Source organism: Massilia forsythiae, assembly GCF_012849555.1.
GTDB classification, from domain to species: domain Bacteria; phylum Pseudomonadota; class Gammaproteobacteria; order Burkholderiales; family Burkholderiaceae_D; genus Telluria; species Telluria forsythiae.
In genome coordinates this window covers 3,398,070-3,421,757 of the sequence record NZ_CP051685.1, presented here as the reverse complement: position 1 = coordinate 3,421,757, position 23,688 = coordinate 3,398,070, and the positions used below count along the sequence as shown (strand labels likewise).

The window sequence follows — 23,688 nt, the reverse complement described above, 5'->3', positions numbered from 1 at the left end:
CGCTCGTCAGGTGTTTCAAATGCGCTCCAGGGTCGGCATCCATACCCGCAACAGCGAATACAGTCGGGCCAGGTCGATCGGCTTGGCCAGGTAATCGTTGGCGCCGGCGGCCAGGCACTGCTCCTGGTCATCCTTCATCGCCTTGGCCGTGATGGTGATGATCGGCAGGCGCGCGAAGCGCCCGTCCTGGCGGATGCGTCGCGTCGCTTCCAGGCCGTCCATGCCCGGCATCATGACGTCCATCAGCACCAGGTCGACGTTCTCCACTTCGTCCAGGCGGGCGATGGCTTCGAAGCCGTTGCGTCCCACCACCACGTTGGCGCCGCGCTGCTCCAGCGCGCTGGTCAGCGCGAACACGTTGCGCACGTCGTCGTCCACCAGCAGGATGGTCCTGCCCTCGAACACGCGGTCGCGCCCGCGCACGGTCTTGAGCATGCTCTGGCGCTCGGCCGACAAGGTCGACTCCACCTTGTGCAGGAACAGCGTGACCTCGTCCAGCAGGCGCTCCGGCGAGCGCGCGCCCTTGATGATGATCGAGCGCGAGTACTTGGACAGCTCCGCTTCCTCGTCGCGGGTCAGGTTGCGGCCGGTGTATACGATCACCGGCGGGAACGAGAACAGCTCTTCCATCGACATCTTCTGCAGCAGCTCGTTGCCCTGCATGTCGGGCAGCTTCAGGTCGATGATCATGCAATCGAAGATCTGCGAGCGCAACAGCGCCAGCGCTTCGCCGCCGGAGCCGACCGCCGAGATCTCGACGTCGTTGTCGGAGATCAGGTGCACCACGCTGTCGCGCTGGCGCTCGTCGTCCTCGACCAGCAGCACGCGCTTGACCTGTTGCGTGGACTTGTCCTTGAGCTTGTGGAAGACCTCTTCCAGCTGCTCGCGCGTGGTCGGTTTCAGCGCGTAGCCGATGGCGCCCAGGTGCAGCGCTTCGCCGCTGTTGTCCATGCTCGACACCACGTGCACCGGGATGTGGCGGGTGGCCGGGTTTTCCTTCAGCTGCTGCAGCACCGACAGGCCGGAGCGGTCCGGCAGGCGCATGTCCAGCAGGATCGCGTCCGGGTTGTTGGCGGCGGCCAGCTCCAGGCCCGCTTCTGCGGTCAGGCCGACCAGGCAGCGGAATTCCATGTCGTGCGCCAGGCCGTACAGGATGCGCGCGAATTCCGGCTCGTCCTCGATCACCAGCACGGTGCGGCGGCCCTGGGCCGGCTGGGCACGATCGTCCGGGAAGTCGCCGCCGTCGGCCTGCGGGGCGGCGGCGGTTTCCACAGCCGGCGCGGGCGCCGGGATGCGCGGCGTGCGCGCCGGCAGCGCGGCCGCGACCGGGGCCGGCGGCGGCGTGGCCGCCACGGTGCCGTTGCGCGGCAGGCTGAGCGTGAACACGCTGCCCTCGTCCGGCGTGCTGGCCACCGCCAGGGTGCCGCCCAGCAGCGCGGTCAGGTCGCGCGAGATCGACAGGCCCAGGCCGGTGCCGCCGAAGCGGCGGCTGGTGGTGCCGTCGGCCTGGTGGAAGGCGTCGAAGATGCGCTCCTGCTGTTCCGGCGCGATGCCGATGCCGGAATCCTGCACCGCGAACTGGACCCAGCCGTCGGCGGTGGCGCTGACCGTCAGGCCGACGCCGCCGGTTTCGGTGAATTTCAGCGCGTTCGACAGCAGGTTCTTGAGCACCTGCTCGATGCGCTGGCGGTCGGTGCGCACGGTGGCCGGCACGCCGGGGGCGATGTCGACCGAGAACGCCAGTTCCTTCTGGCGCGCCAGTGGCTCGAAGATGCGTCCCATGCCTTCGACCATGCGGCGCAGCGGCACGTCTTCCAGCACCAGTTCCATCTTGCCGGCCTCGACCTTGGAAATGTCGAGGATGTCGTTGATCAGGTTGAGCAGGTCGTTGCCGGCAGAATAAATGGTCTGGGCGAAGCGCACCTGCTCTTCGTTCAGGTTGCCGCTGGTATTGTCCGACAGCAGCTTGGCCAGGATCAGCGAGCTGTTCAGCGGCGTGCGCAGCTCGTGCGACATGTTGGCCAAGAATTCCGACTTGTAGCGGCTGGCGCGTTCCAGCTCCAGCGCGCGCTCGCGCAACTGGTCCTGCGCCTGCAGCAGCGAGGCATTCTTCATGTCCAGGCTGAGCGCCTGCTCGGCCAGCTGGTCGTTGGTCTGCTCCAGCTCGGCCTGCTGGTTTTCCAGCGACGATTGCGACTCTTCCAGCGCGCGCGACTGTTCTTCCAGCTCTTCGTTGGCGGTGCGCAGCTCTTCCTGCTGCACTTGCAATTCCTCGTTCATGGCCTGCTGCTCTTCCAGCGCGTTCTGCAGGCGCTGGCGGTACAGCACCGACGCCACGCCGGCGCCCACGGATGCCGCGATGAACTGCATGAATTCGATGTCGCGTTGTTCCACCGGATGCAGGAAACCGATCTCGATCACGCCCTTGATCTTGCCGTGGTTCGAGATCGGCGCGATCAGGAGCTGGCGCGGCGACGCCTCGCCCAGCGCCGAGCCGACCTTGATGTAGTCGGCCGGCAGGTCGCGTAGCGTCAGCACGCGGTTTTCGTTGGCCGCCTGCGCCGCCAGCGATTCGTTCGGCATGATGGTCGCGGCGCGTTCGCCATCCTGGTGCGCGAAGCCGTAGGTGCCGATGCGGCGCAGCACGCCCTCCTCGCTGCGCACGTACATGGCGGCCACCGCGCCTTCCAGGTAATGCGTGACGTAGGCCAGGGTGGCGTCGGCCAGCGGCTCCAGTTCGTGGATGCCGCTGGTGCGCGCCGCCAGCTCGCCCTGGCCGGCACGCAGCCAGTCCTGGTGGCGCAGCTGGGCATTGTGCTCGGCTTCGTGCTCGAGCGTGTCGTTGTAGGAACCGGACAATTTGACCAGTTCGCGCCGGCCGAACAGCGCCAGCAAGCCCGCCACGACCAGGCTGAACACCAGGAAGGCGCCGACCGACCAGGCGATCACCGCGCGCGAGGACGCGGTGCGCTCCTGCAGCAGGCGCTGTTCGTCGCCCAGGAACCCGCCGATCTGCAGGCGCACCTCATCGGTCAGCAGCTTGCCACGCCCGCTTTTCACCAGTTCGATGAAATCGCTGTTCTTGGTGCGGCGCGCGATCACGTCTTCGGCGAACACTTCCCATTGCTGGATGGCGATGCGCACCCGCTGGATGCGCTCGCCCTGGCTCTGGTTGTCGCTGACCAGCTTGGTCAGGTTCTCCATCTCGGCCTGGATCTTCGGCTTCGACTGCAGGTAGGGCGCCAGGAAATCGTCGTCGCCGGACAACAGGTAGCCGCGCATGCCGGCCTCCATGTCGGACGCCAGCTTGCTGACCTCGTTGGCGCGGCCGATCACGTGTTCGGAATGTTCGACCCAACTCAGGACGTTGATGAGGTAGGCGATGATGCCGACGAACACCAGCGCGCTGAGCATCCCCATGCCCAGGGGCATGGCGACGTTGCGCGACAGGATGCGGCGGAATTGGTTGCTATCGATACTCGTGCCAGGCATGCTTGTACGGTAACTATTAGAAAAAAAATATCCCAAGTGTAACGCAAATGCAAAATGCTCTGCGTCCTTTTGACGACATTCTAGCCCTGGAGTCCGTATTTACATGAGGTATTTATCTGGCGTAAGCAACCGTTAGCTTAACGATGCCTTCAGGTAAGGCGCAGTTCGACTGGCGGCGGCCTTGGCAACCTCGTGCGGCGCCCCGGCCGCCACCACCGTGCCGCCGGCCTCGCCGGCGCCGGGACCGATGTCGATCACCCAGTCGCAGCCGGCCACCACGCGCATCGTGTGCTCGACCATGATCACCGTGTTGCCGGCATCGACCAGGCGGTTCAGCTGCGCCATCAGGCGATCGGCGTCGACCGGATGCAGGCCGGTGGTCGGCTCGTCCAGCACATACAGCGTGCCGCCGCGGCCGGCGCGCTGCAGCTCGGTGGCCAGCTTGATGCGCTGCGCCTCGCCGCCGGACAGCTCGGTCGCGCTCTGCCCCAGGCGCAGGTAGCCCAGGCCGACCTCGCGCAGCACCTGCAGCGGGCGCGCCACCGCTTCTTCTTCCAGGAAAAAAGCGTGGGCGTCGTCCACCGTCATGCCCAGCACCTCGGCGATGTTCTTGTCCTTGAAGGTCACGGCCAGGGTGTCGGCGTTGTAGCGCGCCCCTTCGCAGGTCGGGCACGGCGCGTACACGCTGGGCAGGAACAGCAGTTCGACCATCACGAAGCCCTCGCCGGCGCAGTGCTCGCAGCGGCCCTTGGCGACGTTGAAGGAAAAGCGCCCGGCGTCGTAGCGCCGCTTCTTCGCCTGCGGCGTGGCGGCGAACAGCTTGCGCACCTGGTCGAACAGGCCGGTGTAGGTGGCCAGGTTCGAGCGCGGCGTGCGCCCGATCGGCTTCTGGTCGACGCGCACCATGCGCCGCACGCCGCGCATGCCATCTTGCGCGCCGTCCCGGGCATCGTGGACGATGCGGCCCAGCGTCGGCACGATGTCCTCGCGTTCCAGCTCGGCGCCCTCTTCCACCTCTTCCTCCGGCGCGGCCTGGCCCAGCGCGGCGCCGACCAGGTCGACCAGCACCTGGCTGACCAGGGTCGACTTGCCCGAGCCGGACACGCCGGTGACCGCGCTCATCACGCCCAGCGGGAAGGCCACCTCCAGGTCGTGCAGGTTGTTGCGGGTGATGCCGGCCAGGCGCAGCCAGCCGGTCGGTTCACGCGCTGCCCGCGCCGGCGCATGGGCGGCATCCTGCAGGTCATCGAACAGGTAGCGGCGCGTATGCGAGGCCTCGACGTCGCGCAAGCCTTCCGGCACGCCGCTGTACAGCACCTTGCCGCCGCCCTCTCCGGCCTGCGGGCCGACGTCGACGATCCAGTCGGCCTTGCGGATCACGTCCAGCGCATGCTCGACCACGAACAGCGAATTGCCGGCCGCCTTCAGGCGCGCCAGGGCGTCCAGCAGCGCCTCGGTATCGGCCGGATGCAGGCCGGCGGACGGCTCGTCCAGCACGTACACCACGCCGAATAGGCTGGAGCGCACCTGGGTCGCCAGGCGCAGGCGCTGCAGTTCGCCCGGCGACAGCGTCGGCGTGCTGCGCTCCAGCGCCAGGTAGCCCAGGCCCAGGTCCAGCAGCACCGTCAGGCGCGCGCACAAATCGGCGGCGATGCGCTGGGTGACGATCGCCTGCTCCGGATGCGCGGCCGCCCTGGATCTGGCGTCCGCGCCCGTGCCGGCGCCATCCTTCACGTACGGCTGCAGCAGATCCGCCAGGCGTTCGAGCGGCATGCGCGACACTTCGGTGATGTCGAGCCCGGCGAAGGTGATCGCCAGCGCTTCCTGGCGCAGGCGCTTGCCGCGGCACAGCGGGCATTCGGTACTGACCATGTAGCGCGCCACGCGCTTCTTCATCGACGCGCTCTCGGTGGTGGCGAAGGTCTGCAGCACGTAGCGGCGCGCGCTGCTGAAGGTGCCCTGGTAGCTGGGCGTATCCTTGCGTTTCAGCGCCTGTTTCGTCTCGTCCGGCGTGAGGCCGGCGTACACCGGGACGGTCGGGGTCTCGTCGGTAAACAGGATCCAGTCGCGGTCCTTTTTCGGCAAGTCGCGCCACGGCGTGTCGACGTCGTAGCCCATCGTCACCAGGATGTCGCGCAGGTTCTGCCCGTGCCAGGCCGGCGGCCAGGCCGCCACCGCGCGCTCGCGGATGGTCAAGGAATCGTCCGGCACCATCGATTGCTCGGTGGCCTGGTACACGCGGCCCAGGCCGGAGCACTCGGGGCAGGCGCCTTCGGCGGTGTTGGGCGAGAACGATTCGGCGTACAGGATGCCCTGCCCCGGCGGATAATCGCCGGCGCGCGAATACAGCATGCGCAGCGAATTCGACAGCGTGCTGACGCTGCCGACGGAAGAACGCGCAGTCGGCGTGCCGCGCTGCTGCTGCAGCGCCACCGCCGGCGGCAGGCCGTCGATGTCGTCGACTTCCGGCACCGGCATCTGGTGGAACAGCCGGCGCGCGTACGGCGACACCGACTCCAGGTAGCGCCGCTGCGCCTCCGCGTACAGCGTGCCGAACGCCAGCGACGATTTGCCCGAGCCAGACACGCCGGTGAACACCACCAGCGCATCGCGCGGAATGTCGACGCTGACGTTCTTCAGGTTGTGCTCGCGCGCCCCGCGCACGCGGACGTAGCCGGAGGTTTGCAATTCACCTTCCCTGCGCAAGCGTCCATCACCCGCGGCCTTCAAACCGTCGTCCCCGCGCAGGCGGGGACCCATACCCCGCGTGTGCTGCTTCTGCATCGTGCTGTCGGACGGCTCATCGCTCGTCGTTTCCTTGGACATGCGTTTGCCGGCATGCTTCGTGGATTCATGGTCAGCTTGGTCGGCAGCTTCGTTCTTGCGGCGCATCGGCGCTCCGGATGAAATCGTGATGTCTCCATTACAACCCACCCCGCCCCCCGCCTGCGGTGCGTTGACGCACGCAACCCCTGGATTCCCGCCTGCGCGGGAACGACGGGCTCAGGGAATCAAGCGCTCCACCCGCAAGGCCGTGAACAGGTCGAAGAACGAGTCCTCGGTCGCCTGCCAGGCGGCGAACCCCAGCCGGCGGCTGTTGGCCATGTCCGTCATCACCTCGATCGGCCGCCCCAGGTCCAGGTCCGTATGCCAGGGCGACACCAGCCGCCCGAGGTCCGCCTCGCGCAGCTTGTGTTTCGCGGCGATCGAACGCCACACGTCCGCATCGTTCGCCATGATCCCTTCCAGCGGCTGCGCCTGCCCATCGAACCCGGCCGCCTGCACGCCGAACCAGGCTGCCAGCCGGCGCCACAGCCAGCTCCAGCGGAAGTAATCGCCGTTGGTGATGTTGAAGGCCTGGTTCCTGGCGGCGTCGGTGTCGGCGGCCCAGCGCAGCTGCCTGGCCAGCATGCGCGCATCGGTCACGTCGGACAGGCCGTCCCACTGCGCCTGCGAACCGGGAAACTGGAACGGCCGCCCGGTCTCCTTGCAGATACTGGCGTACACGGCCAGCGTGGTGCCCAGGTTCATCGCGTTGCCCACCGCCAGCCCGACGATGGTGTGCGGGCGGTGGACGGTCCAGGTGAAGCGGTCGCGCGCGGCGGCGGCGTAGACCTCGTCTTCCTGCGCGTAATAGAAATTCTCGAGCGGCAGGCGCGGCTGCGACTCGCGCAGCGGCGTGTCCGGCAGCGTGCCGGCGCTGGCATAGGCCTCGAACGGTCCGAGATAGTGCTTCAGGCCGGTCACCAGCGCCACGTGGCGCAGCGCCGTGCGCGCCGACAGCGCATCGAGCAGGTTGCGCACCATGGCGGCGTTGACGCGGATATTCTCGGCTTCGCTGTCCTGGCGCATCCAGGTAGTGATGAAGACGTGGGTCGGGCCGTCGCCGGCCAGCGCGGCATCCAGCGCCATGTTGAGGGCGGGCGGATCGAGCAGGTCGGCCGCCACCGGGATCATGCCCGGCAGGTCGCGCGGCGGCGTGCGCGCCAGGCCGTACACGGTCCAGCCGTTGGCCAGCAGTTCCCTGGCGGTGTAGCGGCCGCCGATGCCGCTGGCGCCGACCACCAATGCGCTTCGTTGCATGATCCGTTCCTGTGTCGAGTGGGGAAAAGCTCATTCTGGCGCGATTCGGGATGCGGCGGCGCCGGGGTGTGTGGCGCCGATGCATTCGATCATGTCGGCCAGATCGTTTCAGGTATCAACCAGCGCATCCAGACCACGACACAGCGACTGCAACGGGTCATGCGTCCCGAAGCGCGCTGCTACAGCGGCGCAGCGGCGCGCCACTTCCGCATTCCCGACCACCTGTCCCAGCACGCGCGCCATCCTCGTGCCATCCACGCGCGACGCCGCCAGGCTGGCCCCCACGCCCAGCGCCGTCACCCGCATCGCATTGTCGAACTGGTCGTGCGCGAGCGGCACCACCAGCTGCGGCGTGGCGGCGCGCAGCGCCTCGGCCGTGGTGCCGATGCCGCCGTGGTGCGCCAGCAGCGCCGCGTGCGGCAGCATGCGGCGCAGCGGCACGTAGGCTTGCCACAGGATCGACGGCGGCAGGTCGGCCGGCAACTGGTCGCGGTGCACGGTGAGGAATACCGCGCGCAGGCCGAGTTGCTGCACCGCGGCGCGCGCCGCGTTGAAGTAGGCGCGCGACTGGGTGTTGGCGGTGCCGTGGGTGAACACCAGCGGCGCCGGCCCCTCGTCCAGGAAGCGCGCCAGTTCCGGCGACAGCGGCGCGTCCGGGTTGGGATCGAACAGCGGAAAACCGGCGCGCAGCAGCGGCTGCGGCCAGTCGGGCTGGGTCGGCGCGAACCATTCGGGGAACAGCGTGATCGACAGGTCGGCCAGGTTCAGCATGTCCGGCAGCAGGCTGTTCAACGGCGCCAGTCCGTGCGCGGCGCGGTCGGCGTTCACTTCGGGCAGCGCGACCGGATCGACGATCTTCCGTACGCCCTGGCGCAGCATCCAGCGGCGCGCACCCAGCGGCACCCAGGACGGCACCCGCCACGGCCCGGCCATCAGCGGGTCGTGGATGGTCGGCAGGTTCTGCGGCGCCAGGTAGGCGGCGGCCACCTTCAGGCCCGGGTGGATGGTGCGGCACAGGTCGGCCTCGGGCAGCGCCAGCGGATGCACCAGCAGCACGCAGCGCTCGTCCCGCGGCAGCGCCGCCACGGCCGGCACGATGCGCGCCATGCCGGGCCGCGTGACGCGCCAGACCACGCCGAAGCCGCGCGTCGGGTGCCACAGGTCGGGGTCGTGCAGCACCGCCTCGTCGGCAGGCAGGCCGACGAAGTCCAGGCCGGACGGCGTGACGAACGGCGCGTGCTGCTCCGGCGCCAGGAAGGTGGCGCGGTGGCCGGCCGCGCGCAGGGCCAGCGCCATCGCCATGAAGGGAAACAGGTCGCCGGCCGAGCCGATGGTCACCACGACGAAGTGGATCGGGTTGCTGGTAGGTGTGTCGATGCCGGCCTCCGTCGCAAAAAGACCTGGCAACTGTACGCGAAAAGCGGAAGGGCCGGCGGCCAGTGCCGCGGCGGCTACTGCGGGATGGCATAAAACGATGCTAGAATCGCATCGTTCCAGTACGGAGGATTCCACCCATGCGCCTGTAATGCCCCGCTGCGCGCCCCGCGCGACAGCATCGAATGTACCGCCACGGCACCGGTTGCCGCGGCACGCAGATTCACGGCATCACAGGAGTCACACATGGCGCATCCCTATTTCGCGGCCCTGCACGGGGTCGACATCGTCCTGCCCGACGGCAGGGTCCTGTTCCACGACCTGCACGAGACCTTCGGCCTTGAAACCGTCGCCCTGATCGGTCCCAACGGCAGCGGCAAATCGACGCTGGCGCGCACGATCGCCGGACGGCTGGAACACATGGCCGGCCGCATCGAGCGCCCCGGGCGCAGCGCCTGGGTCGAACAGCAGACGGGTGCCACCGACGCACCTACCCTCGCCCACCTTGCCGGGCTGGACCGGCCGCTGGCGGCGCTGCGGCGCCTGGCGCAGGGCACGGCCGCGGAAGCCGACTTCGAGCTGGTCGGGGATGACTGGGATCTGCAAGCGCGCTGGCAGGCGATGCTGGACCAGGCCGGCCTCGACGAATCGCTCGCGCCCGCGGCCCTGTCGGGCGGCCAGCGCACGCTGCTGTCCCTGATCGGCGCCTTTTGCGGCGATGCCGGCCTGCTGGTGCTGGACGAGCCGAGCAACCATCTCGACCCCGCGCACCGGCGCTTCCTGCTGGAGCAGATGCAGGCTTGGCGCCAGGCCGGACGCGGCCTGCTGCTGGTCAGCCACGACCGCGAATTGCTGGACCACGCCGACCGCACGCTCGAAGTCCACGCGGGCGGACTGCGCCGTTACGGCGGCGGCTGGTCGCTGGTGGCGGCCCGGCGCGAAGCCGACCTGGCGGCGGCCGCGGCGCGGCTGGCGCGGGCGCGCGTCGAGCGGCGCCAGGGAGAAGCGCAGCTGCGCGACCAGGCCGATGGCGCGGCCCGGCGCAATGCGCGCGGTGAACGCGCACGCGCCGCCGGCGGCCAGCCGAAGATCGTGCTAAGAACCTATCTCAGCAGGGAACCGGTCGTTGCTGAGGCGCTTGACAAGCGGGTGCTGCGTTACTCGTCGTTGCATGGCTCGCCATGCGCCTCCTCGCGCCTTGCCCGCGCTTGCCACGCATCGTCATCAACTTCCCTCTCCCTACTGAGATAGGTTCTAATGCCCTGCCCCAGCGCGCCCAGCAGACCGACGGCGCGCGCGCCGAACGCAACGCGCGCCGGCGCCTGGATTTGGAGGAAGCGGTCGGCGCCGCCTTCGACGCGCTGGGCGGCGCGCTGCAGGCACCCGGCTTTCCTCGGCTGGACATCGCGATTCCGGATGGCCAGGCGGCATTGGTGCTGGACGGCCTGGTGGCGCGCTTCGGTCCGCACGAGGCGCTCGACTGGCGCGCGAACGGCGCGGCGCGCATCGCGATTTGCGGCCCGAACGGCTGCGGCAAGTCGACGCTGCTGCGTACCGTCGCCGGTGACATCGCGCCCCTGTCCGGCACGGTGCGGCGCCTGCCGTGCGTGCTGCTCGACCAGCAGCTCGGCATGCTGGACGCCTGCACCGGCGTGCTCGACCAGTTGCGCGCCGCGGCCACCGGCACCGCGCAGGGCCGGCTGCGCCAAGTCCTGGCGCTGGCGGGACTCGGCCCGACGCGCATCCTGCGCCCGGCGCGAGAACTCAGCGGCGGCGAGCGCATGCGCGCGGCGCTGCTGCTGGGGGTGCTGCAAACGCCAACGCCGCGCCTGCTGCTGCTGGACGAGCCGACCAACCACCTCGACCTGGCCGGGATCGAGGCGCTGGAAGCGATGCTGGCGTCCTGGACCGGGGCGTTGATGGTGGTGTCGCACGACGCGCGTTTCCTGGAGCGGCTGGACCTGACGCACCGGCTCGACTGGAGTGCGCACGGCTGGATGGCATCGCGCGCTGGCGCGGCGCCGGAATAGGCGCTTGCAACGGCAGCCGGGCGGACCGGTACGGTCCAGCCCGCTTCACGACGTATCGATGAGCATGCGCAAAGGGTGCGCGGCCGGGATGGCTACGCTGGGAGGGTATCCATCCCGCATGTCCAGCCGCAGGAGCATCCCATGAGCAAGGTATCGGCAGCCCAACAGCATCTTCCGCAATCGTCCGGCAAGGCCGCGCACGGTACCAGCGCGGCATATAGCTGCGTAGCACTGCTGTGTACCGCGCTGCTGTGCGCCGCGCTGCTGGCCGGCTGCGGCGGTTCCGACCATCCCGGCCAGGCCGCATCGCCTTCCGCACAGCCATCGGCGCCGCCGGCAGCGTCGCTGGACGACCAGCTCGGCGCGGCACTGGCGCAGCAGGGCTTCACCGGTACCGTCGAACAGAAACTCGAACAGCGCCTCGGCCGGCCGCTGGACCTCAAGATGGCGGGCCTGGGCCTGCTGCTGTTCTTCGACCCGGTATCCAGCCTGCACAACGACAATTCCTGCGCCGCCTGTCATTCGCCCAGCCACGGCTACGGCGACACGCAATCGATCGCCATCGGCATCCAGAACAACGGCCTGGTCGGCCCGAACCGCCTGGGGCCGCGCAACATGCGGCGCTCGCCGATCATCCTGAACGCCGGCTTCTATCCGAAGCTGATGTGGAACGGGCGCTTTTCCGCGCCCTCCGGCGACCCGTTCGACAATTCGCTCGGCTTCAGCTTCCCGCAGCCGGAAGGCACGGCGCAGTTCCGTCCCAACGACCCGCTGATCCGCCACCTGCTGCAGGCGCAGGCCTTCTTGCCGATCACCGAGCTGGTCGAGGAAGCCGGCTTCACCGGCATCCGCGACGGCCTCGACCCGCGCTACTTTCAGTTCGACGACGGCAAGGGAGATACCTGCCCGCTACTGGATGCCGGGGGCTTTCGCAACGGGCCGATCCGGGCGCACGTCGAGGCGCGCCTGAACGCCATCCCGGCCTATGTCGACAAGTTCGGCGAAGTGTTCGACAGCGTGCGCGCCGGCGCCCCGATCGACATCGGCATGTTCGCGCGCGCCATCGCCGAATATGAATTCATCCTGAAGGGGGCCAACGCCCCGCTCGACCGCTACGCGCGCGGCGACGCCGCCGCCATGACCGACCGGGAAAAACACGGCGCGCTGCTGTTCTTCGGCAAGGCCAACTGCGTGGCTTGCCATGCGGTGGGCGGCACGGCCAACGAGATGTTCAGCGATTTTAAAATGCACAACATCGGCGTGCCGCAGATCGCGCCGGTATTCGGCGTCGGCACCGGCAACAAGCTGTTCGACGGTCCCGACGAGGACGAGGATTACGGCCTGGAGCAGGTCACCGGCCAGCCCGGCGACCGCTACCGCTTCCGCACGGCGCCGCTGCGCAACGTGGCGCTACAGCCGGCGTTTTTCCACAACGGCGCCTTCACCCGGCTGGAAGACGCGGTGCGCCACCACCTCGACCCGGCGGGTTCGCTGCGCGGCTACGACGCCAGGCGCGCCGGCGTCGCGCCCGACCTCGCCGTGCGCATGGCGCCGATCGAGCGGGTCGCGGCCACGATCGACCCGCTGCTGCAACGCCCGCCGCGCCTGAGCGAGCGGGAAATCGCCGACCTGGTGCAGTTCGTGCGCACCGGCTTGCTCGACGAAAGCACGCTGCCGGTGCACGCCTGCGCGCACGTGCCGGCGTCCTTGCCGAGCGGGCTGCCGCTGGCGAAGTTCGAGTCCTGCCCGGCGGCGCCCGCAGACCCGGGCACCGAGACGGCGGCGCTCAATCGGCCTTGAAATTCTGCCCCAGCGACATCGGCTTGTTCAGCAGGATCGTCTGCGGATTGCGGCAGATGACCACCAGCACCACGATGGTCGCCAGGTAGGGCAGCATCGACAGGAATTCCGACGGGATCGCCAGGCCCAGCCCCTGGCCGTGGAACTGCAGCACGGTCACGCCGCCGAACAGGTAGGCGCCCAGCAGCAGTCCGCGCGGCTTCCAGGTGGCGAACACCACCTGCGCCAGCGCGATCCAGCCGCGCCCCGCGGTCATGCCCTCGACCCACATCGGCGTCAGCGCCAGCGACAGGTAGGCGCCGCCCAGGCCCGCCAGCGCGCCGCCGAACAGCACCGTGGCGTAGCGCAGCTTCAGCACCGGCATGCCGATCGCGTGGGCACTGTGCGGCGCCTCTCCCACCGCGCGGATCGCCAGGCCGAGGCGGGTACGCGCCAGCACCCAGCCAACCAGCGCCACCAGCGCCAGCGAGACGTACACCAGCGCATCGAAGCGGAACAGCAGCGGCCCGACGAAGGGCAGGTTCGACAGCAGCGGGATCGACAGGTGCGGCAGCGGCGCCACGGTCTGGCCAACCAGGTCGCGCCCGAGAAAGGCCGACAGGCCCAGCCCGAACAACGTCAGCGCCAGCCCGGTGGCGACCTGGTTGGTCTGCAGCGTCAGCACCAGCACGGCGAACACCAGCGCCATCGCCATGCCGGCCGCCATCGCCGCCAGCAGGCCGAGCAGCGGCGAGCCGCCGTGCAGCGTGACCGCGAAGCCGGCCACCGCGCCCACCAGCATGATGCCTTCCAGCCCGAGGTTGAGCACGCCCGAGCGTTCGGCCACCAGTTCGCCGGTGGATGCCAGCACCAGCGGCGTGGCGGCGCCGGCGGTGCTGGCCAGGATGGCGATCAGGTAATCAGGATTCATGCGGGACGGTCTCCGTGGACAGGGCGGCCGGCGCGGCGGGCCGGGTGCGCGGCTTGACGCGGTAATGGATGAACAGGTCGGCGGCCAGCAGGTAGAACAGCAGCAGGCCCTGGAACAGCCCGGTGATCGCCGACGGCAGCTGCAGCTCGATCTGGGCCGACTCGCCGCCGATGTACAGCAGCGACATCAACAGCGCCGCCAGCACCACGCCGAGCGGATGCAGCCGGCCGACGTAGGCGACGATGATGGCGGCGAAGCCGTAGCCGGGCGACACCGAGCCCTGCAACTGGCCGAGCGGGCCGGCGACTTCACCGACCCCGGCCAGGCCGGCCAGCGCGCCGCTGGCCATGAAGGCCAGCCACACGTTGCGCGGCTCGGAAAAGCCGGCGTACAACGCCGCCGCCGGCGCCATGCCGCTGACCTGCATGCGGTAGCCGGCGAACGTATGGCGGCAAAAGAACCAGGCCCCGCCGGCGGCCAGCAGGGATAGCGGAAAGGCCGCGTTCACGCGCAGGCCTTCCACCAGCAGCGGCAGGGTGGCGGCGGCGCCGAACATCTTCGATTGCGGGAAATTGAAGCCGGCCGGGTCGCGCAGCGGCCCGTGCACCAGGTAGCCCAGGAACAGGTAGGCCACGTACACCAGCATCAGGCTGACCAGGATCTCGCTGGTGTTGAAACGGGTGCGCAGCAGCGCCGGCACGGCGGCCCAGGCCATGCCGCCCAGCGCGCCGGCCAGCAGCATCAGCGGCAGCACCCACGCCGCTTCCACACCGTCGAAGTACAGCGCCACGCAGCCGGCCGCCACCGCGCCCATGGTCAGCTGGCCGTCGGCGCCGATGTTGTGGACGTTGGCGCGAAAGCCGAGCGCCAGCCCGACCCCGCACAGGATCAGGGGCGTGGCCTTGAGCAGCAGCTCGCCTACGCCGTACAGGCTGGTCGCCGGCTTGACGAAGTAGACGTAAAAGGCGTGCAGCGGTTCCTGGCCGAGGAACAGGAACAGCAGCGAGCCGGACACCAGCATGGCGGCGGCCGCGATCAGCGGCGAGGCCAGCATCATGGCGCGCGAGGGCGCCGGACGTGCTTCAAGCCGCGACATGGTGCGCTCCTTGCCCGGCATCGGCGTGGGCGGCAGTGTCGATATCGCCGCCCATCCAGCGCCCGATGCGGTCGACGCTGGTGGCCGACACCGGCACCGCCGGCGACAACCGTCCCTTGGCCAGCACCGCGATGCGGTCGCACATCATGAACAGCTCGTCCAGTTCCTCGGACAGCACCAGCACCGCCACGCCGGCGTCGCGCAAATCGATGATGGCCTGGCGGATCAGCATGGCGGCGCCGATGTCGACGCCCCAGGTCGGCTGGGCCAGCACCATCACGTGCGGCGACAAAAGGATCTCGCGCCCGACGATGAATTTCTGCAGGTTGCCGCCCGACAGGCTGGCCGCCGCCGCGCCGGCGCCGCCGCACTTGACCTTGAAGCGCGCGATCACGGCGTCGGCAAAGGCGCGCACCGCGCCGCGCCGCACCAGCCCGCGCCGCAGCATGCCGTCGCGCTCGGACAGGTAGCCGGTCAGCAGCGCATTGTCGGCCAGCGACAGGGCCGGCGCGGCGCCGCGGCCCAGCCGTTCTTCCGGCACGAAGCCGAGGCCCAGGCGCCGCCGTGCGGCCGGGTCCAGGCGTCCGGCGTCGGCACCCATGATGCGCACCGCGTCCGCGCGCGGCGCCGCCAGTTCGCCGGAAATCGCCTTGAGCAGCTCTTGCTGGCCGTTGCCCGAGATGCCGGCCAGGCCGACGATCTCGCCGGCGCGCACCTCCAGGCCGATGCCGCGCAGCGGCGTGCCGAACGGGTCGCCGCTGTCCAGGTCGAGCGCGTCGATCTGCAGGCGCGCTTCTCCGGGCGCGCGCGGCGCCAGGGTGCAGGTGGGCAGGTCCGATCCGATCATCAGTTCCGCCAGCGATTGCGCGCTTTCCTCGCGCGGCAGCGCGGTGCCGGCCACGCGCCCGCCGCGCAGCACCGTGGCCTTGCCGCACAGCGCCTGGATCTCGTCGAGCTTGTGGCTGATGTACAGGATGCTGACGCCCTCGGCCGCCAGCCGGCGCAGCGACACGAACAGCGTCTGCACCGCGTCCGGCGTCAGCACCGAGGTCGGCTCGTCCATGATCAACAGGCGCGGCGACTGCAGCAGGCAGCGCACGATTTCCACGCGCTGGCGCTCGCCCACCGACATGCTGTGCACGCGCCGGTCCGGGTCGAGCGGCAGGCCGTACTGTTCGGACACGGCACGGATGCGCGGTGCCAGCTTGGCCGGCGTCTCGCGACCGTCCAGCGCCAGCGCAATGTTCTCGGCCACGGTGAGCGTCTCGAACAGCGCGAAATGCTGGAACACCATGCCGATGCCGAGCCGGCGCGCGTCGGACGGCGAACCGATGCGCACCTGCCGGCCTTCCCACACGATCTCGCCGGCATCCGGCTGCACCACGCCGTAGATGATCTTCATCAGCGTGCTCTTGCCGGCGCCGTTCTCGCCCAGCACGGCGTGGATCTCGCCGGGCAGCACGGTGAGGTCGACGCCGTCGTTGGCCACCACCGACGGATAGCGTTTCGAGATGCCGAGCAGTTGCAGGCGCGGCGGCACGCGCGCGGACGTGGCGTGCGGCGCGGCGGGTGAATCGGGGGATGCTGTGATCAAGGTGCGCTCCATGGTGCGTGCATGAAAACCGGGGACCATCGCCAGCTGTTCTGCAAGTTGCATGCCACCGCTGCCGGCACAGCGGGCGCGCCGCCGAGACGGCAATCCGCCGTGCACGACTTGTATACAAGTTGCACCATTTCGAGTCGACAATTTCACCAAGACTGCGCAGGGATCGGCACACGCACCTGCTTCGCCTGCGGCGCAAGGGCGCGCACGATTCCTGCTACATCCCCGGCAGGCGGCCACCCCGCCACAACAAATCAAACCATGCTGCGGAGACCACCATGACCAAGCACACGGCTGCGCCCGGCCCACAAGGCCGGCGCAGACAAGGCGAACCGACCGTTCCCACTACCACCCCGGCCGCGCTGCCGGCGCCGCCCGATGCGCCAGCGCCAGCCAGCAAGCGCGGCGCCGCGGTCGACGAGCGCATCTACCGCGCCGTCGTCCAGGCCGTGATGGGCCGGCGCCTGCCGCCCGGCACGCGCCTGGGCGAAGCCGATTTCTGCGAGCTGTACGGCGTCAGCCGCACCACCGTGCGCAAGGCGCTGCAGCGGCTGGCGCACGACCACATCATCGAGCTGCGGCCGAACCGCGGCGCGGTGGTGGCGTCTCCCACCCCGGCCGAGGCGCGCGACGTGTTCGCCGCACGGCGCGCGCTGGAGCGCGAGATCGTGCCGCTGGTGATCGCCAACGCCACCCCGGCGGCACTGGCCGCACTGCGCGCCGCGCTGGCGGCCGAGGAAGCGGCGCGCCGCGGCGGCGACCGCGCCCTGTGGATCCGCCTCGGCGGCGAATTCCACCTGCTGCTGGCCGACCTGGCCGGCAACGCGGTGCTGCGGCGCTTCCTGGGCGAACTGGTGTCGCGCTGCTCGCTGATCATCGCCCTGTACGAACACCCGGGCGCGCCGATGTGCGCCGACGGTTCCCACGGCGACCTGCTGGCGCTGATCGAAAGGGGCCAGGCGGCGCGGGCGACGGCGGCGATCGAGCACCACCTGCTGGAGATCGAGGGACGCCTGCGCCTGGATACCGGCGAACGCAAGGTCGACCTGGCGCAGGCGCTGGCCGGCTGCTGACACGGCGCGCCGCGGTGGAACATGATGTAACCGAGGCCGGCAGATAGTGACAGACAGTAGCGGGCAGCGGCGGCAGCGCGCGCACCACGGCAGCGCAGCAAGCAGTGCAGGCGGTGGCGCAAAAAGGGCCGCCGCGGTGCGTGCGCCGGCCACCCGCTGCGGTCATGCGGCGCGACAGGCGGCGGCGCCAGACGCGAGCGCTCCGGCAACGCGGCGAATACCGGTCTGGCCCGATACTTGCTAATCGGTTATTCGAAGATTGCATCCAATCTGTGTGACATATTGGATGCAATCCGTTGCCGCGCCGTTCCTGCCATTCCAACCATACCAAGGATCAGCATGAAGCCCCTCGTCCAAAACGCCCGCATCGTCCTCCCCTTCCTCCTTGCCGCCCTCGCCGGCGGCGCCCACGCCGCCGACTGGAGCGACACCGCGCTCAGCTACCGCTACGGCAGCAAGTTCGCCGAACCGTACAACAGCGACGACATCAGCAAGCACGTCGTCAACTTCAGCCACGTCAGCGGCTACAAGTACGGCAAGAACTTCTTCAGCGTCGATTTCCTGCTGTCCGACGAACACGACCCGTCGGCGGTCGGCGCCACCAACGGCGCCCACGAGGCCTACGCGGTCTACCGCAACACCGTCGACCTGGGCAAGGTCGCGGGCAAGAACCTGGCCTTCGGCCCCGCGCGCGGGGTCGGCCTGACCTTCGGCTTCGACGTCAACAGCAAGACCGACGCCGGCTACAACTCCAAGAAGCGCATGCTGGTGCTGGGGCCGACGCTGATGCTGGACGTACCCGGCTTCCTCGACGTCGGCATCTACGCCCTGCACGAGAGTAACGCGCCGTTCAACGGCTTCACCGGCGTGGCGACCTCGCGCTACACCTACGACACCCACGCCATGCTGAGCGCCGCCTGGGGCATCCCGTTCGACTTCGGCATCCCGCTGTCGTTCGAGGGCTACGCCAACTACATCGGCACCAAGGGCCGCAACGAATTCGGCGGCCCGACCGCGGTCGAGATCAACGTCGACATGCAGGTCATGTACGACCTCAGTGCGGCGGTCGGCGCCGCCAAGAACACCTTCAAGCTGGGCGTCGAGTACCAGTACTGGAAGAACAAGTTCGGCAACCCGTCCCGGACCGTGCCCGGCGCCACCGCGAAGACGCCGATGGTGCGCGCCGAATACCACTTCTGACACGCCGTCCACCCGCTTCGCTTCGAACCGATTCGCCATCCACATTCAAAGAGGAACACCATGCATCGTCGCACGCTGATCGCCCTGGCCGGCCTGGCCGCCTCGCTCTCCCTGGGCGCCGCCCTGCCCGCCCGCGCCGCCGACCCGTTGAAAGTCGCCTTCGTCTACGTCGGCCCGGTCGGCGACGCCGGCTGGACCTACGCCCACGAACAGGGCCGGCTGGCCATGGAAAAGGCCCTGCCCGGCCAGGTCAAGTCGACCTACGTGGAAAACGTGCCGGAAGGCGCCGACGCCGAGCGCGTGATCCGCAAGCTCGCCGCCGACGGCAACAAGCTGATCTTCTCGACCTCGTTCGGCTTCATGAACCCGACCGAGAAGGTGGCGCGCGCCTTCCCCGGCACCGTGTTCCTGCACGCCACCGGCTTCAAGACCGGCAAGAACATGGGTGTCTACGAGACGCGCCAGTACGAGGGCAGCTACCTGCAGGGCGTCATCGCCGGCAAGATGACGAAATCGAACACGATCGGCTTCGTCGGCTCGTTCCCGGTGCCGGAAGTGATCCGCAACATCGACGCCTTCACCCTCGGCGCCCAGAGCGTCAACCCGGCCATCAAGACCAAGGTGGTGTGGGTGAACACCTGGTACGACCCGGCGCGCGAGCGCCAGGCCGCCGAGACCCTGATCGCCCAGGGCGCCGACGTGCTGACCCAGAATACCGATTCGCCGGCGACGCTGCAGGTGGCCGAGCAGAAGGGCAAGTACGCGTTCGGCTGGGATTCCGACATGGCGCGCTTCGCGCCCAAGGCGCACCTGACCGCCAGCACCAACTACTGGGGCGATTTCTATACCCGCACCGCGCAAGCGGTACTGGCCGGCACCTGGAAGAGCGGCGAAACGCGCGGCGGCCTGGCCGAGGGCATGGTGCGCATGTCGCCGCTGAACGCGGCGGTGCCGGCCGCCGTCGCCAAGCTGTTCGAGGAAAAGAAGGCGGCCATCGTCGCCGGCAAGCTGAAGCCGTTCCAGGGACCGCTCAAGGACCAGTCGGGCGCCGTGCGCGTGGCGGCCGGGGCGCAGATGGCGGACAAGGATATCCATTCCTTGAATTTCTACGTGCAGGGGGTGGAGGGGACGATTCCGAAGTGAGTCAGTCTCGCAGGCCAATGACGATTGGCTGCCCCTGATCCGTCGTCCCCGCGGAGGCGGGGACCCATACATACTATCTCGAGATGCAAGAAGCGCGACTTCGGTAAAGCTTCTATGGGTCCCCGCCTGCGCGGGGACGACGTGGTGGTAAGCCGGCTACATCATCTATCGCTCACGTGAATCGACAAACCATGACGATGCCCACACCCCAAGACCACGACTTCCTCACCTACGTATTCGCCCTCGCCCAGCGCTCGCGCGACGCCGGCCACCACCCGTTCGCCGCCATCGTGGTCGGCGCCGACGGCCGCGTGATCGCCGAGGCGATGAACGCCTCCAGCCTGGACCGCACCGCCCATGCCGAGATGAACGCGCTGCGCCAGGCCTCGCAGCGGCACCCGCCGCACGAACTGGCCGGCGCCACCCTGTACAGCAACGCCGAGCCGTGCGCGATGTGCGCCGGCGGCGCCTACTGGAGCGGCGTCGGGCGCGTGGTGTACGGGATGTCGGAAACCAGCCTGCTGGCGCTCACCGGCAGCGATCCGGAAAACCCGACGCTGTCGCTGCCGTGCCGCCAGGTGTTCGCCGCCGGCCAGCGCGCGACCGAGGTGATAGGGCCATTAAGAGAAGAAGAAGCACTTAGTGCACAAGAGAATTTTTGGGTTCAAGACAGACAGCCTTAATTTTGCTCTCAAGATTGTGAAATATTTAATTTTTATTTAACATTTACCAATTTTCTTGTTTTCAAATTCTACATATATTATTCTTAATTTACTAACGTCTTTTTCATGCACACAGGATAAAAATGAGCAGAACTGCGGATAGTACAATTAAGGGATTTCTTTATCAATTTAATAAAACAATAGTTACTATTGCGACTTCCGATTTAAATTCAGAAGTAACGGTAGAAGGTTTAATTGAGGATATTGATGTAAAGCTTTCTTCAAATAATTTTCTTGCAATACAGTGTAAGTATCATGAATCGGCTGATAGTTTCAACGAAAGTTTGATTTTCAAGCCACTTCTACAAATGGCTGAAGCTTTTTCCCATGCCTCAAACAAAAATATTGCTTATAAAATTTTCCTTCATGTTCCTGGCGAGACGTACGGTCAGCGCCCTGTGTCGACAACTACATTGGATAATGCTTTAGCAACAAAAGATGTAAAGTTAAAAAAGATCGTAAATCGCATAAATCCAATCTTTAACAAATCCTCATTTTTAAATGCAGTAAATTTAGACTTTGGTCCATCTATAGATGAACTTGAAGAGCAAGCAAAATTGGCGCTATCAAAATTTGAGATAAAAAATTCTGATGTAGATTCTCTTCTTTATCCCAACTCAATTGCTCATATCGCAAAGCTATCAAGCCTAAAAAAAGTGCAAGACCGAAGGATAACAAAGAGTGCGTTAATTGAATACCTTTCCAAAATAAATTTAACTTTAATTTCAAAATGGGCACTGGCCTCAAAAACGAGGGACAAAATACTTGCCGCAGCAAGAAAACAATTGCTTAAAAATTTAGGCCAAAATTCACGCGAAAGGTTTTTCTACTTCATACCATCTACAATTCTGGATTTTGAATCCCAGTTTGTTATATTCGCTAGCGAATTTATTGCAAAATATCATAGCAAGCCTACACACATAAAAACTCCTTTGATAGCTCTAGATTGTGACTTAGATACCGTTAAGATTATCCAGTATAGACTTTTCAAAAAAGGAATACGGGTAGAAACTGGTATCATAGGAGACACATTTGAAATGTCAGAATTATTCAAAGAGCCACTCTCCAAAAGTTCCAATGGAAAAATTAGCGAGCGTGAGTTCGACTTAAGATTATGCACTGTGCAGCCAAAAAAATGCCCATTGAACTATAGAAAGAGTGATGACCTTTTTTGCGTCAATGAAAAGTTACCAAGCCATGTGGACACTGTTGACGTTAGCCTTCATCATTTCGATGTATCTACAATAAAAGAACTTAGCTATCTATTTCACTTGAGAGAAGATTATGAATAAGATTGGTTACGTTGTAGCAAGCGCACCAGCAAAGATTATTATAGAAATTGATGGACTAGAAATTTTAGAAAAAAATAAAAATGAACTCCAGATTGGGAAATTCCTAAAAATAGCAGATGGGAATCACAATTATGCGGTAGCAACCATCAATAATATAAATAGCGCACAAGTTTCAGATAAAGACGAAAAATTACATTGGCGCTTTACACTTGAAGCTACTCCTTTAGGAGCTCTGCTATATAACGGAGCAAACACTTCTTTTACACGAGGAACTCCCGTACTTCCGGTTCCAACAGAACCCGTTTTTATATTTAACAAAGAAGATATAAAAGCGGTTTTTTCAAAAACATCTTCACTAGATTTTAAAATTGGTCATCTGGCGGGAAATTCTCTAGTCCCTATATTTATTGATGGGAATAAATTTTTTGGGAAACATGTCGGAGTAGTAGGGTCAACTGGAGCGGGAAAATCGTGTACTGTTGCAAGCCTGCTTCAAAACGCGATGGGAATTTCAAATGCTAAAAATTCTCATGCAAATGCCCAAAAAAACTCTCATGTAATAATATTTGACATACATGCAGAATATGCTGCTGCATTCAAAATTGCTGACGAGGAAAAATTTAATTTAAATCTTCTAGATGTTGATAAATTAAAAATTCCTTACTGGCTTATGAATGCCGAAGAATTGGAAACAATTTTTATTGAAACAGGTGAACAAAATTCACACAATCAAATATCACAATTTAAAAAAGCCGTAATTGCAAATAAAGAAAAATATAATCCTAAACTTCAAAAAATAAATTACGACACACCCGCATATTTCTCAATCAAAGAAGTATATAACTATATAAAAAACAAAAACAACTTCACTTCTTATGAAAAAAATTCCAAGACATATTTTGCCTCGATCGATTTAAAGGACATTGAAATATCGGAAGAAAATTTATGGCACCCGATAGCTTTTGAAGCCTCCTCAGGAAATGGATCCAACAAGTCTTTAAATGCCAAAGTTTCTAAAGAAGGCGGATTCAATGGAGAATTTGACCGATTTGTATCAAGATTAGAAACAAGACTCGCAGATAAACGTCTAAACTTCCTACTTGATCCTAAAAAAGATAATGACTTATCTTTTAAAACTGACGATTTTGAAAAAATTCTCCAACAGTTTATAGGTTACATTGACAAATCCAATGTCACTGTAATAGATCTTAGTGGAGTTCCGTTCGAAGTCCTTAGCATCACTATCAGTTTGATATCACGTCTGATATTCGATTTCGCTTTTCATTATTCAAAAATATGTCACGCACAAAATCGAACAAATGATATTCCACTAATGCTTGTTTGCGAAGAAGCTCATAATTACATCCCTCAAAACAGCAGCGCCGATTACAACTCATCAAAAAAATCTATAGAACGGATTGCAAAGGAAGGACGAAAATATGGACTAAGTCTCATGGTAGTGAGTCAGCGTCCGTCAGAAGTGTCAGATACTATCTTTTCGCAATGTAGTAATTTTGTCACATTACGTCTTACCAATAAATTTGATCAAAGCTACATAAGGGGCTTACTCCCTGATAGTTCAAGTCAAATTTTGGAACTATTGCCAGTACTGGGGCAAGGAGAAGCATATGTCGTAGGTGACGCTACTCTAATGCCAAGTCTAGTGCAACTGCCCCCACCAAATCCCGAACCAAAGTCTGCCACAATCAAAACTTTTGCAGAATGGAGTAAAGACTGGAAAAACATTAACTTCAACGACGTCATTCAACGCTGGCACAAAGAGCCAGAATCTTTAAATGATGATGAGCTATAATTATTTAATATAAAAATCTTATTTAAAATTTTTCTTTAAAATGCAGTACTATACTTT

Annotated in this window: 16 protein-coding genes; 9 read left to right on the top strand and 7 right to left on the bottom strand. The window is 64.4% G+C overall.

Annotated elements, in window-relative coordinates:
• Window positions 1-15: 15 nt before the first annotated feature.
• From HH212_RS14640 to HH212_RS14625, 4 genes are all read right to left on the bottom strand, one after another.
• Entirely contained in the window at window positions 16-3,492 is a 3,477-nt protein-coding gene (locus HH212_RS14640; RefSeq protein WP_170203144.1) for a response regulator, read from the bottom strand.
• Window positions 3,493-3,624: 132 nt separating this feature from the next.
• Complete coding sequence (locus HH212_RS14635) at window positions 3,625-6,252, bottom strand: excinuclease ABC subunit UvrA (protein WP_170205452.1); 2,628 nt, start codon at window positions 6,250-6,252, stop codon at window positions 3,625-3,627.
• Between the two features lie 243 nt (window positions 6,253-6,495).
• Window positions 6,496-7,575 carry an SDR family oxidoreductase gene (locus HH212_RS14630; protein ID WP_170203143.1) on the bottom strand — a complete coding sequence of 360 codons (1,080 nt, stop codon included), beginning with the start codon at window positions 7,573-7,575 and terminating at the stop codon, window positions 6,496-6,498.
• A 108-nt stretch (window positions 7,576-7,683) separates the two neighbouring features.
• Window positions 7,684-8,982, bottom strand: a complete 1,299-nt coding sequence (locus HH212_RS14625; protein ID WP_229217286.1) for a nucleotide disphospho-sugar-binding domain-containing protein — start codon at window positions 8,980-8,982, stop codon at window positions 7,684-7,686.
• A 213-nt stretch (window positions 8,983-9,195) separates the two neighbouring features.
• On the opposite strand from HH212_RS14625, the gene HH212_RS14620 reads away from it, so the two are divergent.
• The 3 genes from HH212_RS14620 to HH212_RS14610 all read left to right on the top strand — a co-directional run bounded on the left by HH212_RS14620 (window position 9,196) and on the right by HH212_RS14610 (window position 12,779).
• The gene (locus HH212_RS14620; RefSeq protein ID WP_170203142.1) at window positions 9,196-10,200 is read left to right on the top strand and encodes an ATP-binding cassette domain-containing protein; all 1,005 of its coding nucleotides are present in this window, start codon (window positions 9,196-9,198) and stop codon (window positions 10,198-10,200) included.
• Window positions 10,158-10,979, top strand: a complete 822-nt coding sequence (locus tag HH212_RS14615) for an ATP-binding cassette domain-containing protein (RefSeq protein ID WP_170203141.1) — start codon at window positions 10,158-10,160, stop codon at window positions 10,977-10,979. Before HH212_RS14620 ends, HH212_RS14615 begins: the two co-directional genes overlap by 43 nt.
• 141 nt (window positions 10,980-11,120) lie before the next feature.
• Window positions 11,121-12,779, top strand: a complete 1,659-nt coding sequence (locus tag HH212_RS14610; protein ID WP_170203140.1) for a cytochrome-c peroxidase — start codon at window positions 11,121-11,123, stop codon at window positions 12,777-12,779.
• Here HH212_RS14610 and HH212_RS14605 read toward each other — a convergent pair.
• The 3 genes from HH212_RS14605 to HH212_RS14595 are packed head-to-tail and all read right to left on the bottom strand — an operon-like array spanning window position 12,766 to window position 16,391.
• Entirely contained in the window at window positions 12,766-13,689 is a 924-nt protein-coding gene (locus HH212_RS14605; protein ID WP_170203139.1) for an ABC transporter permease, read from the bottom strand. The genes HH212_RS14610 and HH212_RS14605 overlap by 14 nt on opposite strands.
• The gene (locus HH212_RS14600; RefSeq protein ID WP_170203138.1) at window positions 13,679-14,785 is read right to left on the bottom strand and encodes an ABC transporter permease; all 1,107 of its coding nucleotides are present in this window, start codon (window positions 14,783-14,785) and stop codon (window positions 13,679-13,681) included. The genes HH212_RS14605 and HH212_RS14600 overlap by 11 nt, the downstream gene beginning before the upstream one ends.
• Window positions 14,772-16,391 carry an ABC transporter ATP-binding protein gene (locus HH212_RS14595; protein ID WP_170205450.1) on the bottom strand — a complete coding sequence of 540 codons (1,620 nt, stop codon included), beginning with the start codon at window positions 16,389-16,391 and terminating at the stop codon, window positions 14,772-14,774. The genes HH212_RS14600 and HH212_RS14595 overlap by 14 nt, the downstream gene beginning before the upstream one ends.
• A gap of 275 nt (window positions 16,392-16,666) precedes the next feature.
• Between HH212_RS14595 and HH212_RS14590 the strand changes: the two genes are divergently transcribed.
• From HH212_RS14590 to HH212_RS14565, 6 genes are all read left to right on the top strand, one after another.
• On the top strand, window positions 16,667-17,461 hold the full coding sequence (locus tag HH212_RS14590) for a GntR family transcriptional regulator (protein ID WP_170203137.1): 795 nt from the start codon (window positions 16,667-16,669) through the stop codon (window positions 17,459-17,461).
• 339 nt (window positions 17,462-17,800) lie between these two features.
• The gene (locus tag HH212_RS14585) at window positions 17,801-18,661 is read left to right on the top strand and encodes an outer envelope protein (RefSeq protein WP_170203136.1); all 861 of its coding nucleotides are present in this window, start codon (window positions 17,801-17,803) and stop codon (window positions 18,659-18,661) included.
• Window positions 18,662-18,721: 60 nt separating this feature from the next.
• Window positions 18,722-19,804 (top strand): BMP family ABC transporter substrate-binding protein, encoded by a 1,083-nt coding sequence (locus HH212_RS14580; RefSeq protein ID WP_170203135.1) that lies wholly within the window; start codon window positions 18,722-18,724, stop codon window positions 19,802-19,804.
• Between the two features lie 191 nt (window positions 19,805-19,995).
• Entirely contained in the window at window positions 19,996-20,487 is a 492-nt protein-coding gene (locus HH212_RS14575) for a nucleoside deaminase (RefSeq protein WP_170203134.1), read from the top strand.
• A gap of 122 nt (window positions 20,488-20,609) precedes the next feature.
• Window positions 20,610-21,818: a hypothetical protein gene (locus tag HH212_RS14570; RefSeq protein ID WP_170203133.1), complete on the top strand. Its 1,209-nt coding sequence runs from the start codon at window positions 20,610-20,612 to the stop codon at window positions 21,816-21,818.
• On the top strand, window positions 21,811-23,631 hold the full coding sequence (locus tag HH212_RS14565) for an ATP-binding protein (protein WP_229217285.1): 1,821 nt from the start codon (window positions 21,811-21,813) through the stop codon (window positions 23,629-23,631). Before HH212_RS14570 ends, HH212_RS14565 begins: the two co-directional genes overlap by 8 nt.
• Window positions 23,632-23,688 lie beyond the last annotated feature (57 nt).